Raw genomic sequence first — 15,964 nt, forward strand, 5'->3', positions numbered from 1 at the left:
GGTCAGCCGTTCCGGTTGTCGCGCCAGGTCAGGATCGCCGCGCAGACGAACTCGGCGAGCGCGACGAGGAAGATGATCCCGACCGGCAGGATCGCGGGCGCAAAGATCCCGATCACGCCCAGCCCGGCGATCACCGTGCCGAGAAGCCAGAAACGGAGATCGCCATAGGCCGTGCGGAACGCGAAATAATGCGTGCCGACCGCGATCGCGGCGAGCGGGAAGACATAGGCCGGCTCGAAATGCAGGAAGAGATAGGCCGGGAGCAGGCCGCCCAGCATCGCGATCGTGCTTTCCAGCGCGACCCTGCTGATCTGGTTGCCCGGCGATTCCGGCTCGCGGCGGAAGACGAAGCGGACCAGCAGCGTCGAAACCGGGTAGATCAGCATCCCGCCGATGAAGAGCGCGGCAAAGCCGGCATGGACGCCGCGGCTGCTTTCGACCAGCCCGGCGATAAGCCACACCAGGCCCGAGACGAAAACCCCCGGCCCGCCGCCGGCCTCGGCGCGACGCATGTCGCGCTGTGCATCGATGATGTGCATCCCGCCCCCCAAAAACCTGCCCCTATCTGCTTGTTAGGGCAGGGATTCGCCGGCGGCAATGCAGCGCGGGTGTGACGCTAGGCCTCGCCGTTGCGGCTGCCCGCATACCGGTCGGTGGCGCGGATCAGCCGGTCGAGGATGCCGGGTTCGGAAAAGGCATGGCCCGCCCCCTCGATCAGGTGGAAGTCCGCTTCGGGCCAGGCCCGATGCAATTCCCAGGCGTAGCGCGCGGGGCAGGGCATGTCGTAGCGGCCATGCACGATCGTTCCCGGAATGCCGTGGAGCTTGTGCGCGTCGCGCAGCAGCTGCCCCGGCTCGAGCCAGCAGCCATGGACGAAATAATGCGTCTCGATCCGCGCGAAGGCGAGCGCGAACGCGTCCTCGTCATGATGTGCGGACAGCGCCGGATCGGGGAGCAGGGTGATCGTCTCGCCCTCGAACACGCTCCAGGCGCGCGCTGCCGCGATCCGGTCCTCGCGCGGGCCGGTGGTGAGGCGGCGGTGATAGGCGGCGAGCAGGTCGCCGCGCTCGCCCTCGGGGATCAGGGATGCGAAGCGCTCGTATTTGTCGGGGAACATCTGCGACACGCCGAACTGGTAGAACCAGTCGAGCTCGGGCTTCGTGCAGGTGTAGATGCCGCGCAGGACCAGCTCGCTCACCCGGCCGGGATGCGTCTGGGCATAAGCGAGCGCGAGGGTCGAGCCCCAGGAGCCGCCGAACACCAGGCATTGATCGACCCCGGCCAATTCGCGCAGCCGCTCGATATCCGCGACGAGGTGCCAGGTGGTGTTGGCGTCGAGGCTGGCATGCGGCGTCGATCGCCCGCAGCCGCGCTGGTCGAACAGCAGCACGTCGTAGCGCGCGGGATCGAACAGCCGGCGATGGGTGGGCGAGATGCCGCCGCCCGGTCCGCCATGCAGGAAGACGGCGGGCTTGGCCCCCGGCGTTCCCGAGCGCTCGTAATAGATGGCGTGGCCATCGCCGACGTCGAGCATCCCCGACGCATAGGGTTCGATCTCGGGATAGAGGGTGCGCAATGTCATGGGGCGGTTGTGGAGGCTGCGGGGCGCAATGGGAAGCCGCCTTCCAACCCATGGCAGCCCGGCTTGCAAGGTTGGAATTGATTTGCTTGCATCGACCAGCCGCATGGCGGCCGCTCTTTGATCGCGTTGATTCGCCGGGTTCAATGAGATCCCCTGACCGCTGCGGACAAAGGCAACGAAGTTGACAGAATGAATCGCGCTTCCCGCAACTTTGTCAACTTCGCGGCAGCTTGCTGCGCATCGACAATTTCCCCTTCCCACCCATTCGCGTCTCAGCATCACGGCAATGAAAGCGGTCAGGCCCCTAGCGGCCCATTGTCCGCCGTTCGCACCGGCGGCTCGATGCCGATCGCGCGAGCCCCCGTAACGCCACCCGGCACTGACTCGATATTCGTGAGTCACGCCTGCGCCGGTCCGTTCGCGCATCTCCTATAATGGGATCGAATACCGCCTTTCCGGGCGGTCTGGATCATAGGGGTCGCGTTCATGCTCTCTTTCCGCCGGTTGATGATTGCGCCGAAGCTGTTGACTATCGCGGGGGTGCTGATCGCTTCCCTCTTCGTCGCCGGGTTCGCGGTGGTGATCGTGCAGGCGTCGAACAGCGTCACGGGCCTTTCCCAGGATTCGGCGGACGCCCAGGCCGACGCGATATCGAAGCAGCTTGCCGGCGAGATCGGCACGGTCGATGCGACGGTCCGGTCGATGAGCGCATCCCTGGCCACGCTCCACCGCTCGGGCGTGCGCGACCGCGACATCGCGATGTCGGTGCTCAAGCCGAACATCGACGCGTCCCCGCTCGCGCTGGCGAGCTGGTTCTTCGAGGAGCCGCTCGGCTTCGATGGACAGGCGGCACCGGGCCGTTCCGGATCGACGCCCGCCGGGGCTTTCATGCCCTATTGGATCAAGCGCGACGGCCAGGTCCTGATGGAGCCCAACGTGGAGGCGGGCCTCTATTCGGCGGACTATTACAAATTGTCGCGCGAGAGCGGCAAGGCGGCCCTGACCGAGCCCTATACCTATGAGACCGGCGGCAAGGTCATCACCATGACCTCGGTCACCTACCCGGTCGTGTCGAGCGGCAAGGTTATCGGTGTCGCCGGGATCGACATCGCGCTGACCGACATCTCCACGCACCTCAACCAGATCAAGCCCTTCGGCACCGGCCGGGTCATGCTGCTGTCGCAATCCGCGCTATGGGTCGCGCATCCCGATGCCGCCGCCCGGATGAAGCCCTATGCCGATGCCGGCGCCGATGCGGTCAAGCAGGCGCTGACCACCGGCGAGACGCAGCGCATCGAGATGCAGGGGCCGGACGGCGACATCGTCCGCACGATCCGGCCGCTCCGGCTGCCCGCGCTCAATGCGACCTGGGCCGTGGTGATGGACGTGCCGGTTGCGGCGCTGGGTGCGCCCGCGAAGCACCTCGCCTGGCAGCTCGTGCTGGTGGGCGTGCTGGTCCTGGCAGCGGTCATCGCCGGCCTCTTCTACGCCGTCCGCGCCATTGTCGGCCGTCCGCTGGGCGCGCTCAGCGTCACGGTGGACCGTCTGGCCAAGGGCGGGGCTCAGTCGCTTCCCTATCTCGAGCGCGAGGATGAGATCGGCACGCTCGCCCGCGCCTCGGACGTCTTTCGCCAGGCCAGCGAGGACCGCGCCAGGGCAGACGCCCTGGCTGCCGCGGAGCAGAAGCAGGTGGTGGACACCGTGTCGGCCCATCTGGAAGCGCTGGCCGGAGGAGATCTGACGACCGAGATCGATGCGGCGTTCCCGCCCGCCTATGCGGCGCTCAAGAGCAACTTCAACAAGGCGCTCGGCGCGCTGCGCGGCCTGATCGGCAAGGTCACGGAAAGCGCGGCGACGATCCGCACCGGCTCGCACGAGATCGCCGGGGCCTCGGAGGATCTCGCCCGCCGGACCGAAGCCAGCGCGGCGAGCCTCGAAGAGACGTCCGCTGCGGTCACGCAGATCGATGGCCGCCTGAAGGCTACCGCCCAGGCCGCCGGACGGACCGTCGCGCGCGCCGACGATGCGATCGCCACGGTGGCGGACGGGCGGGAGATCGCCAGCGAGACGGTGCAGGCGATGACCCGCGTCTCGGAGAGCGCCAAGGGCATCGACGATGTGATCGAAGGCCTGGACAAGATCGCGTTCCAGACGCGCGTGCTGGCGATGAACGCCGCGGTGGAAGCGGGTCGCGCCGGTGAGGCGGGACGCGGGTTCGCGGTGGTCGCCGATCTGGTCAGCGCGCTTGCGATGCGTGCCGAGGAAGAAGCCGGCCGCGCTCGCGACCAGCTCACCGCCGCGCAGCACGATATCGTGACCGCGGTGGAGATGGTGCGGAAGGTGGACGGCGCGCTTGCCGGCATCTCGAACGACGTCGCCGAGGTGCACAGCCTGCTGGGCCAGATGGCGACGGACAATCAGGCCCAGTCGACCGCGATCAGCCAGATCAGCGTCGCGATCGGCACGATGGATCAGGCGACTCAGCAGAATGCGGCGATGGTGGAACAGACATCAGCCGCCGCACGCAACCTGACGACGGAAGTTCAGGCGCTCTCGCAACAGGCGATGCACTTCAAGGTCGATAGCGGTTCCCGCGGCGGCGCGAATGGCAGGATCGCCAAGGGTGGTGTCTGGCCGGTCGCGGCCTGATCAGGCCGGGCGATCCCCTCCGCGATCGTCCAGCCGGAAATGGAACATGCGGCTGGGGCCGTCTTCGGGAACGACATAGAGGTCCCGGCCTTCGATCGCCATGCCTTCGCCGGTATAGGGGCCGCCGCGGCCGATCGGGCGGATCGGGCCGATCGCGCCCGCGCGCAGCGTCCGCACGACCTTCATCGACGGCCAGTCGATCCAGTCGACCGCGCCGCTCCACGGGGTGATCGCGCCGCCGGCGACCAGCTGGTTGCCGACGAACTTCATGTCCTGATGGCGCGTGGCCGAGGGATTGGGGACGACCCGCGGCGCCGCGGGTTTCGAAAGATCGAAGACGTAGAGCAGGCGGCCGTCCCAATTGCCGGCCACCAGCGTGTCGCCCGATGCGGCGACGAAGCCGAGATGGTCGGCGACGGGGATTTTCCGCCGCACCTCCAGGCTGTCCGCATCGACCTCGACCAGGATCGCCGAACTGCGCGCCCGGTATTCGGCGACCGGAACCCAGATCGAGCGCCCGGACAACGAGATGCCGCCGGGATGGTAGCGGGCGCCGTCGGTCAGCTCGAGACGGCGCAGGAACTTGCCCGAACGCCGGTCGAACGCGTGAAGATACGCCTTGCGGTTCGCTTCGTCGACCGAAGTGACCCAGATGCGGTTGCGTTCGAGCTCGAGCCCCTGGACATGGAACAGCTCGCCGTCGAGCCGGAGTTCGCCGATGCGGCGCGCATCTTCGATGGGTCCGTCGAACCGGTCGGGCGCGGCAGCGGTCGAGAGGGTCGCCAGTACCAGCAGCGGCAGGCCGGATCGCATCGCCCTGCCGATCATCTGGACCTTGCGGATCATCTGACGTGCCCCCGAATGCCGCTGTCCGGGGCCCCTTCGCAGATTCATGTGTCAGAAAAGGCAAAGCGCCGTTTCAGTTTTGCTGCACTGCAAGGGGACGGATGCCCGCTCGAATCGGCGCTTTTTCAAAGCTGGCGCTGGACTTAGCCCTTGCCGGGCAGGTAGGTTTCGCGCCGTCCTGCAAGGGGAAGGATCGATGAAGCATTTCGCACGCGCCGCCGCGGTTCTCGCACTGGCGCTCGCGCCGATCGCCGCCTGGGGGGATTCCAGCCCGCAGGTCGTGCTTGCCACGCCGGGCATGGGCGATGGCGCGATCGAGCGGTTCACGATCCGGTTCAGCGCGCCGATGGTGCCACTGGGCGATCCGCGCGCCGCGGCGCCGGCCAAGGTCACCTGTCCGGTCGGCGGCGAGGGACGCTGGGTCGACCAGCAGACCTTCGTCCATGAATTCGCCAGCCCGCTCCCCGGCGGGACGGTGTGCGAGTTCGAGCTCAACGAGAAACTGAAGGGCCTGTCGGGCTATGCGGTCGCCGGATCGCGGACCTTCAAGGTCGATGCCGGCGGGCCGACGGTGAAGGGCATGCTGCCGAGCCGCTATGGCGGGCAGATCGAGGAGGACCAGGTCTTCCTGATCGGCACCAACATGCCAGCGACGCGCGCCTCGATCGCGGCCGGCGCCTATTGCGCGGTCGAGGGGCTGGGCGAGCAGATCCCGGTCGAGGTGCTCGATGCCGAGCTGCCCGGCAAGCTGATCAAGGACCTCAACCCCGAGCGCTGGGAAGTCCGCAACTTCCTCAACGATTCGGGCATCGCCGAAAAGCTGCCCGACAATGACGCCGACCGCGCCAAGGCGCTGGCGAGCGTGGTGGCGGTGAAATGCGGCCGCCCGCTGCCGCCGGGACGCGACGTCTCGCTGGTGTGGGGCGCATCGATCGCGGGCGCGGGCGGCAAGACCGCTGGCGCCGAGCAGCGCTTCGACTTCACCGTGCGCAAGCCGTTCACCGCGCGCTTCGAATGCTCGCGCGTCAACCCCCAGGCGGGTTGTTCGCCGGTGCAGGAGGCGTGGGTGCGCTTCTCTGCGCGCGTCCCCAAGGACTTGGCGGAACAGGTCCGCATCGAGCTGCCCGACGGCAAGAAGCTGGCGCCCGAACTGTCCGACGACGACAAGCGGGCGAACACCGTCAGCGACCTGAAGTTCAAGGCGCCGCTACCGGCATCGACCACCGCCAAGCTCGTCCTGCCCGCCGGGGTCAAGGACGAGAGCGGGCGCGTGCTCGCCAATGCCGAGCGTTTCCCGCTGGAAGTCCGGTTCGACGAGGCGCCGCCGCTGGTGAAGTTCGCAGCACCCTTCGGGATCATCGAGGCGCAGGAGGGCGGCATCCTGCCGGTCACCGTGCGCAACGTCGAAGCCTCGCTTCAGGGCAAGGGGCTGTCGGTCGCCGGCCAGCATATGCGCGTCGACGCCGCGGACGGCGTGATCGCCAAATGGCTGCGCAACATCGACAAGGCCGACGACTATGATGTCGATGAGATCAAGCGCGGCGAAGAGACGGTCCGGATCAACCAGACCGGTGCCAAGTCGATCCTGCCGCAGGGCCTTGGCACCGCGCTCGAGCCGATCGCGCTGCCCGGCAAGGGCAAGGCGTTCGAGGTCGTCGGAATCCCGCTCAAGAAGCCGGGATTCTATGTCGTCGAGCTGGCCTCGCCGCAACTCGGCCAGGCGCTGCTCGGTCGCAACGCGCCGCGTTACGTCGCGGCGGGCGCGCTCGTCACCAACATGGCGGTGCATTTCAAATGGGGCCGCGAAGGCTCGCTCGCCTGGGTGACCTCGCTCGACAGCGGCAAGCCGGTGAGCGGCGCGGCGGTGCAGGTCACCGACAGCTGCACCGGCGCAGTACTGGCCAAGGGCACTACCGACGATATGGGCCGCCTCGCGGTCAAGCAGGGCATTCCCGAGCCGCAGAGCTGGGGCAATTGCGACGATGCGAGCTCGCACCCGCTGATGGTCTCGGCGCGCAAGGGCGATGACATGAGCTTCACGCTGACCGCGTGGGGCGAGGGCATCCGCCCGTACGACTTCGACCTGCGCTATGGCTATGAGGCGGCGAACGAGATCGTCCACACGATCTTCGACCGTGCGCTGGTGCGCCAGGGCGAGGTGGTGAACATGAAGCATGTGCTGCGCCGCCCGGTGGCGCAGGGCTTCATCACCCCGGCTGGCTTTACCGGCAAGCTGAAGCTCAGCCATCGCGGATCGGACACCAGCTTCGAATTGCCGGTCACGGTCGATGCCTCGGGCACCGGCGAGACCCAGTGGAACGTGCCGCAGGGCGCGCCGATGGGCGATTACGACCTGCAGTTCGTCGGCCCGGGCAAGGACGGGGCCGAGCAGACGATCTGGACCAGCCAGTCGATCAAGGTCGACGAGTATAAACTGCCGACGATGAAGGCGTCGGTCGCGGGGCCGAAGGAGGCCGCGATCAAGCCCAAGAGCCTGCCGCTCGACCTGTTCGTCGGCTATCTCTCGGGCGGGGGTGCCTCCAACCTGCCGGTCGAGCTGCGCATCGGCTATTATGACGGCATCTCCGCGCCCAGCGGCTATGACGGCTATAGCTTTGGCGGCCGCGCGATCGCCGAGGGGACCAAGCCGCTGAACGGCGAGGGCGAGGAAGACACGGTCACGCTGCCGCCGATGCAGACGCTGCCGGTGACTTTGGGCGCTGACGGCACTGCGCGCACCAGCGTCGACATCCCCCAGACGCTCGACGGCAACAGCCAGATGCGCGTCGAGATGGACTATCAGGACGCCAATGGCGAGATCCTGACCGCATCGCGCCGCGTGCCGATCTATGCCTCGGGCGTTCAGCTCGGCATCAAGACCGACGGCTGGCTGATGAAGGAGGATGACCTCCGCCTGCGCTTCGTCGCGCTGGGGACCGATGGCAAGCCGATCAAGGGCCAGAAGGTGCAGGTCGCGCTGTACAGCCGCGAGATCCTGACCGCGCGGCGGCGGCTGATCGGCGGATTCTATGCGTACGAGAACAACGCCAAGACGACGAAGATCAGCGCGAGCTGCTCGGCATCGACCGACGAACTGGGCCTGGCGCAGTGCGCGATCGATCCGGGCGTGTCGGGCGAGGTCTATGCGGTCGCCACGACCACCGATTCGAGCGGCAACACGGCGCGCGCCGTCACTTCGGTGTGGCTGGCGGGCGAGGACGACTGGTGGTTCGGCGGCGACAATGGCGACCGCATGGACGTTATCCCCGAGCAGCAGGAGTATAAGTCGACCGACACGGCGCGCTTCCAGGTGCGCATGCCGTTCCGCAAGGCGACGGCGCTGGTGACGGTCGAACGCGAAGGCGTGATGTCGAGCTTTGTCACCGAGCTGTCGGGCGACAATCCGGTGGTCGAGGTGCCGATGCAGGGCGTCTATGCCCCCGACGTGTTCGTCTCGGTCATGGCGGTGCGCGGGCGCATCGGCGGGTGGAAATTGTGGTGGGCGGACCTTGCCCGGCGCTGGAACCTGCCCTTCTTCTCACGCGAGGGCGCGGCGCCGACCGCGATGGTCGACCTCGCCAAGCCGAGCTACCGGCTCGGCATCGCCAAGGTGAAGGTCGGCTGGGAAGGTCACCGCATGAACGTGGCGGTGAAGGCCGACAAGGAGCGGTACGCCGCGCGCGATACCGCAAAGGTCGCGCTTCAGGTCAACAACCCCGACGGCAGCGTCGCGCCGAGCGCCGATGTCGCGTTCGTCGCGGTGGACGAGGCGCTGCTCCAGCTCGCCCCGAACGAGAGCTGGGATGTGCTCGGCGCGATGATGGGCGAGCGGCCGATTTCGGTTCTCACCTCGACCGCGCAGACCCAGGTGGTCGGCAAGCGGCATTATGGCCGCAAGGCGGTCGAGGCTGGCGGCGGTGGCGGCGGCGACCTGTCGGCGCTCAACCGCGAGAATTTCCAGCCGGTGCTGCTGTGGCGCGGCAAGGTACCGCTCGACGCCAAGGGACAGGCACAGGTCGACGTGCCGCTGAGCGACGCGCTGACCTCGTTCAAGCTCGTCGCGATTGCGCTGGGCGACAAGGGCCAGAGCTTCGGCACGGGCGAGACCAGTATCCGCAGCGCGCAGGATCTGTCGATCTTCGCGGGCATCCCGCCGCTGGTGCGCAACGGCGACTTCTTCTCGGCCGGGTTCACGCTGCGCAACGGCTCGGACAAGGCGATGAAGGTGACGGCCAGTGTCGAGCTGTCGCCCAAGGTGGCGCAAGGCCGCGACCTGACGGTCGAGATTCCGGCGGGCGGCGCGGTGCCGATCGCGTGGAACCTCACTGCACCCGGCGGCTTCGACAAGCTCCAGTGGAAAGTCACGGCGAAGGACGAAAGCGGCAAGGCGAACGACGCGATCACCGTGAGCCAGGAGATCGCGCCGGCGGTGCCGGTCGAGACCTGGGCCGCGACGCTGGTGCGCGTGGGCGAAGGCGGACCGGTGGCGATCCAGCCGCCGGCGGGCGCGCTGCCCGGCTTCGGCAACGTCTCGATCCTGCTCAGCGACACGCTCGCCCCGCCCTTGCAGGGCGTGCGCGACTATATGGCGGCCTATCCCTATGGCTGTTTCGAGCAGCGCACCTCGCGCGCGATCGTGCTTGGCGACATGGGCGAATGGAACCGCCTGTCGGGCGAGATGCCGGTCTATCTCGATAGCGACGGGCTGCTGCGCTACTTCCCGTCGGACAGCCTGCGCGGGTCGGAGGCGCTGACCAGCTATATCCTGTCGATCACGGCGGAGGCCGGCTTGCCGATCCCCGACGGCCCGCGCGCGCGGATGATCGAGGCGCTGAAGGCGGTGCTCGACGGGCGGCTGCGGCACGAGGACTATGGCGATGTCCGGCTCCAGAAGGTCGCGGCGTTTGCGGCGCTGGCGCGGCAGGGTGCGGCCAATGCTGCCATGCTCGGCCAGATCGGCATGACCCCGCAGGACATGCCGACCTCGACCCTTGCCGATTACATCGCCGCGCTGGGCAAGGTGCCCGGCCTCGCCAACGGTGCACAGCTGCGCGCCGCGGCAGAGGGCGTGCTCAAGACCCGGCTGGTCTATGAAGGCACGCGCATCGACCTTTCCGACAAGGCCAACACCGCATGGTGGATGATGTCGTCGGGCGACGAATCGGTGCTCAAGGCACTGGCTGCGACGCTCGGCCGTCCGAGCTTCTCGGGCGAGGGGCCGAAGATGATGGTCGGCGCCGCCTTCCGCCAGCAGCGCGGGCATTGGGACACGACCGCGGCGAACGCCTGGGGCGTGATCGCCGCGCGCAGGTTCGGACAGGTCTATCCGGCGAGCGCGGTGGCGGGGATCACCACCGCATCGCTGGCTACGCAGAGCGTGACGCGGAGCTGGCCGCTGCCCGATCCGCAGCGCAGCTTCGTCATGGCGCTGCCCGCGGTCGGCCGCCAGACGCCGCTGACGCTCACCCAGTCGGGCGGGGCGGGGCCATGGGCTGTGGTTCAGGTCAAGGCGGCGGTGCCGCTGACCCAGCCGCTGAGTGCGGGCTACAAGCTGACCCGCAAGACCGAGGTGGTTCAGGCCAAGACGCAGGGCACGCTGACGCGCGGTGACGTGATCCGCGTGACGCTGACGGTGGAGGCGAGCGCCGACCGCAATTGGGTGGTGATCAACGATCCCGTCCCGGCGGGTGCGACGGTGATCGGATCGCTGGGCGGCCAGTCCGAAATGCTGGCCGAGGGCGGCGAGACCGCCGGGTCGCAGCCCAGCTATGTCGAGCGCGGACGCGATGCTTGGCGCGGCTATTTCGCCTGGCTGCCGCGCGGCACGCATACGGTGACTTACGTGATGCGGCTCAACGCCGCGGGCCGGATGCAGCTGCCGCCGTCGAAGGTCGAGGCGATGTACTCGCCCGAGATCCGCGCGGCGGTGCCGAACCAGCCGATGGTGATCGCGCAGCGGTGATGGGCCGGCGATCCGAGTGTGCGTAGCATCGGCAAAACCCTGACCGTCACCCCGGCCTTGTGCCGGGGTCCACGGCTCCCCGGGCAGTGGCATCGCCCCTCTCGCTCCGCGCCTGCCTCCCGGTCCACCCCGGCACGGGACCGGGGTGACGGGTATTAACGGGGTGGACTGGTCCATCCTCCGGCAGCGTGCCCGCGCCCTTTGGTCGTGGCTCGAAGCTCCGACCCATCGCGTCTGGTGGACCGGGCCCCGCATCGCCATCGCCGCGATCCTGAGCCTCAGCGCGCTCTATGCCGCCGTCGACTTCGCCACGCGCCCGCCGCATCTGCCGCGCCATGCCGCGACGGTCGCCGCGTGGAAGCCGTCCGAGGCCTGGCTGTACGACCGCGAGGGCCGGCTGCTCGATTCGGCGCGAGTCGATTTCCAGGCGCGCCGCCTTGCCTGGGTTCCGCTCGACAAGGTCGCGCCGCAAGCGGTCGAGGCGCTGGTCGCGGCGGAGGACAAGCGATTCCGTGATCATGACGGGATCGACTGGTGGTCGGTCGCGGGGTCGATCCGCGACCGGATCGAGGGACGGCGCGCGCGTGGCGCCTCCACGCTTTCGATGCAGGTCGCGGCCTATCTGTCGCCCGATCTTGCCGCGCCCGGATCGCGCGGGCTGCGCGACAAGCTCCGCCAGATGCGCGCGGGTGCTGCGATCGAACGCATCTGGAGCAAGGACCAGATCCTTGAGGCCTATCTGAACCTTGCGGGCTTTCGCGGCGAGGCGCAGGGAATCGGTGCCGCCGCGCTCGGGCTGTTCGGCAAGACGCCCGATGCGCTGACCCGCGACGACGGGCTGCTGCTCGCGGCGCTGCTGCCCAATCCTTCGGCGGGCGCAGCGGAGGTGTCGCGGCGGGCCTGCGCCCTGTCGCGAGACAGCGATTGCTCGCGCTTTGCAGGCGCCGCCGCGTCGATGCTGGGTCCGGCGCGCAGCCTCGCGCTCGATCCGGGGCTCGCGCCGCACCTTTCGAACCGCCTGCTGACTCAGCCTGGGCTCCGCGTGGAAACCACGATCGATGCGCGGATCCAGCGGCTCGCGATCCGCGCGCTGCGCCGCCAGCTCCAGGGGCTGGGCGGGACACGTGCGCGGGACGGCGCGGTGATCGTCGCGGACAATGCGACGGGCGAGATTCTCGCCTGGGTCGGCGGGATCGGCGGGGCTTCGACCGCGCCCTCGGTCGATGGCGCCAACAGCTATCGCCAGGCCGGATCGACGCTGAAGCCCTTCCTCTACGCGCTGGGACTTGAGAAGGGGTATCTGACCCCGGCCTCGATCCTCGACGATTCGCCGGTTCAGCTCGACACCGCGTCGGGCCTCTACGTGCCGCAGAATTACGATCGCGCCTTCAAGGGGCCGGTGAGTGCGCGCGCGGCGCTGGCGGGGTCGCTGAACGTGCCGGCGGTGCGGACGCTGCTGCTGACCGGGGTCGAGCCGTTCCGCGACCGGCTGTGGGACACCGGCTATCGCGGCCTCACCGAAAGCGGCGAATATTACGGCTACAGCCTGGCGCTCGGCTCGGCCGAGGTGACGTTGGTCGAGCAGGCGGCGGCGTTCCGCAGCCTTGCGCGTGGCGGGCGCTGGTCGGCGCTCCATGTCCGCAAGGACGCGACGGTCGATCCGGACCGTGCGACCACCACCCCGCAGGCGGCCTGGCTGGTCGCCGACATGCTCGCCGATCCCAATGCCCGCGCCGGCACCTTCGGCATGGATTCGGCGCTGCGCCTGCCTTTCTGGGCGGCGGTGAAGACCGGAACGTCGAAGGCGATGCGCGACAATTGGTGCGTCGGCTTCACCGACCGCTACACGGTCGCGGTTTGGGTCGGGAACCTCGAGGGTGATCCGATGCGCGCAGTCTCAGGCACCAGCGGCGCCGCACCGGTCTGGCGCGACGTGATGATGGCGCTCCACGCCCAGGTGCCGGGCCGTGCACCCGCCCAACCCGCGGGGATCGAGGCGCGGGCGATCCGATTCACCGGCAATGTCGAGCAGCCCCGCCGCGAATATTTTCTCGCTGGAACCGGGATGAGCGAAGTGGTGGTGGCACCGGCCGCATCACGGCGCCCGCGCATCGTCAGCCCCGTCTCGGGCAGCGTCTATGCGCTCGACCCCGACATCCCGGTCGAGCGGCAACGGATGGCGATCACCGTCTCGGGCGAGGTGACAGGGCACCGGCTCCAGCTCGATGGACGCGATCTGGGGCCTGCAGGCGCCCGGCCGATGATTCTGGCGGGTCCGGGACAGCATCGGCTGCGGTTGGTCGATCCCGGCGGGCGCGTGGTCGATCAGTTGCTGTTCACGGTGCGCTGAGCGGGCAAGCTCTGCATCCGGAGCCTTTGCCGCCGTGCCGACCTGTTGCCACTGGGACACGGACCGCGGGAAAGAGCCCGGCTTCGGACGCATCCGCGAAGGTGAATCGAACCAAAACGATTCCCGCGCGTTGCGGCAAATGGTCCTACCCTTTCGGGGCCGAAACATGAGTAGGCCGCGCCGGCAGCGTATCCCGCCGGCGCGGCCATTTTTTCTAGGTTGCGGTGCCGGCACCGCGATCCGCGCTTACCAGAAGAAGTTGCGGATCACCCGGACGACATAGCCGCGGCGGGTATCGACCAGCAGCACGTCGTCATAGTGGCGCACCCAGCGCTGCCAGCGGCCCGCCGGGGGCAGGCGGTACCGCCACGGATCGCTGATGAAATAGCGGCTGCCGTAGTAATGCGGGGCGATCCGCGATCCGTCGCGGAAGCCATAATAACGGAACGGGGCGCGCCACTGGCCGCGCGAATAGACGCCGCGATTGCGGTCACGCCAGCCGCGCCAGTCGTCATTGCCCCAACGGCGGTTGCGATCGTGCACCGAATCGCGCAGGTCGCGGCGGGCGTCGCGCACGTCCTCGCGCTCGCGGCGAACGTCGCGCGCGGAGCCATAGCGCTCGGCGCGGCGCAACTCGCGCTGCTCCTCACGCAGCTGCTCGCGGTCACGGCGGACCTCGCGATTGCTCTGGGCGTTGGCAGTCATCGGCGCCATGGCGGGCATGGCGACCGCGGCGATCAGCGCCGAGATCATGAGCTTCTTCTTCATCACAGCTCCTCCTTGGTTCGGGCCGGAAGCGATCCGGCGTGATCCGGGATGTAGAGCCGCCTGACTGAACGCCCCGAAAATGGGGCGGTCAGCAAAATGAAAGGCTTACGGCGCCTACGGGCCGCTTGGTCCGGGCCCGGTACCGGGTGCGCCGACGGTGCCGATATTGCCGAACAGATCCTCGAAGAAGCCACGCTCGCGGCCCAGCGTCGGGGTCTTCTTGTTCGACGGATTGATCGACGCGACCTGTTCGACCCCGGTGCGGGTCACTTCGGTGACGTTGCCCTGTGCATCGAAGCTGATGCGCAACGTGGTCTGCTCGCGCGGCTTGGGGTTGTTGAAGGCATAGTTGCGGGTGTTGCGGCCCACATAATACCATTCGCCCTGATTGAACTGGCTGGTCAGCGTCGGCTTGCCCAGTGTCGCCAGCACCGATTCGCGATTGTCCACGCCCGGCTGAACCGAGTTCACCAGATCGGAGTCGACGACATATCCCTGATAGCCGCGAAGCGGCGCGCAGGCGCCGGTTGCCAGAAGCGCGGCACCGCAAGCGGCGGTAAGAAGGGCACGGGCGGAAATCATCAAACTCACTCTCCCAGGGCGGGCGGGCCCATGACGGACGGCGCTATGCATTGCATCGCAGGCCGTTCGCCTCAATATGCGCCCGCGCTCGCGCAAACAAGTCACGCGGGACATGGTAATTGCCGCCGTTTCAGCGGCGGACGGGTAATTGCCGCCGATTTCGCGGCGGACGGAGCATATGAACATGGGATTGTGGCAACGGCTGGCCGGACGCAAGGCGGAAAATCCCGCGGCGGCGCTCTATCAGGCCGTCGTGGCGCGCGGACGCGCGCCGCACTGGTATGAAGCAGGCGCGGTGCCCGACACGGTCAACGGCCGGTTCGACACGATCGCGAGCGTGCTCGCCGTGGTGCTGCTGCGCCTGGAGGCGGAGCCGGCAGCGGCGGAAACGGTCGCGCGGCTGATCGAATGTTTCGTCGACGACATGGACGGCCAGCTGCGCCAGTTCGGCGTCGGCGACGTCGTGGTCGGCAAGCGGATGGGCAAGATGATGGGGCTGCTCGGCGGACGGCTGGGCGCCTATCGCGATGCACTGGTCGCGGGGACCGAGCCATTGGAGGGCGCCTTGCTGCGCAACCTCTACCGTGCCGAGGATCCCGGCGAAGCCGCGCTGGCGCACAGCGCGGGCGAACTGCGTGCGCTGCATATCGCGCTGGCGCAGGTCGAGCTTGATGCGCTGATGGCCGGGCGCCTGGCGGCATGACCCCGGAATTCTCCCGGCCCCGGCGGCTCGACACGATCGGCGCGGGCGAGAGCCAGGTGCGCGTCGAGGCCGATGCCGCCGAACGCGGTGCGCTGGCTCGCCGGTTCGGGCTGATCGCGATCGACACGCTGGTTGCCGATTTCGTGATCCGGACCGACGCGGCGGGGATCATCGCGCGCGGCCATCTGTCGGGCGCCGTGGTTCAGCCGTGCAGCGTCACCGGCGATCCGGTTCCGCAAAGGATCGAGGAAGATTTCGCGATCCGCTTCGTTCCCGAAGGCGATGAGAGCGTGGACGAGATCGAGCTCAGCGAAGATGATTGCGATACCGTCTTCTACACCGGCGGCGCGATCGACCTTGGCGAGGCCGCGGCGGAAACGCTGGCTCTGGCGCTCGACCCGTTTCCGCGCAGCCCTGGCGCCGCGGCAGCGCTGCGCGAGGCCGGCGTGCTGAGCGAGGAAGAGGCCGGGCCGTTTGCGGCTTTGGCAAAGCTCAAACAGCCCAAGCCCTGATCGGGTTTGG

The 15,964-nt window shown here is 68.4% G+C and carries 10 protein-coding genes; 5 read left to right on the top strand and 5 right to left on the bottom strand.

The annotated features are described in order from the left end of the window. Window positions 1-2: 2 nt before the first annotated feature. Together BDW16_RS12250 and pip are read right to left on the bottom strand one after the other, a co-directional pair. Complete coding sequence (locus BDW16_RS12250; RefSeq protein WP_066572303.1) at window positions 3-539, bottom strand: DUF7010 family protein; 537 nt, start codon at window positions 537-539, stop codon at window positions 3-5. A gap of 77 nt (window positions 540-616) precedes the next feature. Then, entirely contained in the window at window positions 617-1,582 is a 966-nt protein-coding gene (pip, locus tag BDW16_RS12255; RefSeq protein ID WP_066572301.1) for a prolyl aminopeptidase, read from the bottom strand. Window positions 1,583-2,068: 486 nt separating this feature from the next. Here pip and BDW16_RS12260 point away from each other — a divergent pair, with 486 nt between their 5' ends. Next, on the top strand, window positions 2,069-4,231 hold the full coding sequence (locus BDW16_RS12260; RefSeq protein ID WP_066572299.1) for a methyl-accepting chemotaxis protein: 2,163 nt from the start codon (window positions 2,069-2,071) through the stop codon (window positions 4,229-4,231). On the opposite strand, the gene BDW16_RS12265 is transcribed toward BDW16_RS12260, so the two are convergent. Next, window positions 4,232-5,077, bottom strand: coding sequence for a DUF6454 family protein (locus BDW16_RS12265; protein WP_066572297.1), 846 nt, complete (start codon window positions 5,075-5,077; stop codon window positions 4,232-4,234). Window positions 5,078-5,273: 196 nt separating this feature from the next. On the opposite strand from BDW16_RS12265, the gene BDW16_RS12270 reads away from it, so the two are divergent. Both BDW16_RS12270 and pbpC read left to right on the top strand, forming a co-directional pair. After that, window positions 5,274-11,039 (top strand): alpha-2-macroglobulin family protein, encoded by a 5,766-nt coding sequence (locus BDW16_RS12270; protein ID WP_066572295.1) that lies wholly within the window; start codon window positions 5,274-5,276, stop codon window positions 11,037-11,039. Window positions 11,040-11,202: 163 nt separating this feature from the next. Next, a complete protein-coding gene (gene pbpC, locus BDW16_RS12275; protein WP_422396480.1) occupies window positions 11,203-13,389 on the top strand; it encodes a penicillin-binding protein 1C in 2,187 nt (728 codons plus the stop codon). A 246-nt stretch (window positions 13,390-13,635) separates the two neighbouring features. Here the strand turns inward: pbpC and BDW16_RS12280 are convergent, their stop codons facing one another. Together BDW16_RS12280 and BDW16_RS12285 are read right to left on the bottom strand one after the other, a co-directional pair. Beyond that, on the bottom strand, window positions 13,636-14,157 hold the full coding sequence (locus BDW16_RS12280) for an RcnB family protein (RefSeq protein ID WP_066572293.1): 522 nt from the start codon (window positions 14,155-14,157) through the stop codon (window positions 13,636-13,638). A gap of 114 nt (window positions 14,158-14,271) precedes the next feature. Continuing rightward, window positions 14,272-14,739, bottom strand: a complete 468-nt coding sequence (locus tag BDW16_RS12285; protein WP_174532015.1) for an outer membrane protein assembly factor BamE — start codon at window positions 14,737-14,739, stop codon at window positions 14,272-14,274. A gap of 184 nt (window positions 14,740-14,923) precedes the next feature. Here BDW16_RS12285 and BDW16_RS12290 point away from each other — a divergent pair, with 184 nt between their 5' ends. Together BDW16_RS12290 and BDW16_RS12295 are read left to right on the top strand one after the other, a co-directional pair. Continuing rightward, entirely contained in the window at window positions 14,924-15,442 is a 519-nt protein-coding gene (locus tag BDW16_RS12290; protein WP_174532014.1) for a ubiquinol-cytochrome C chaperone family protein, read from the top strand. Continuing rightward, window positions 15,439-15,954: a YceD family protein gene (locus BDW16_RS12295; protein WP_066572281.1), complete on the top strand. Its 516-nt coding sequence runs from the start codon at window positions 15,439-15,441 to the stop codon at window positions 15,952-15,954. The genes BDW16_RS12290 and BDW16_RS12295 overlap by 4 nt, the downstream gene beginning before the upstream one ends. Window positions 15,955-15,964 lie beyond the last annotated feature (10 nt).

The sequence above is a fragment of the Sphingomonas koreensis genome (genome assembly GCF_002797435.1).
Lineage (GTDB): Bacteria > Pseudomonadota > Alphaproteobacteria > Sphingomonadales > Sphingomonadaceae > Sphingomonas > Sphingomonas koreensis.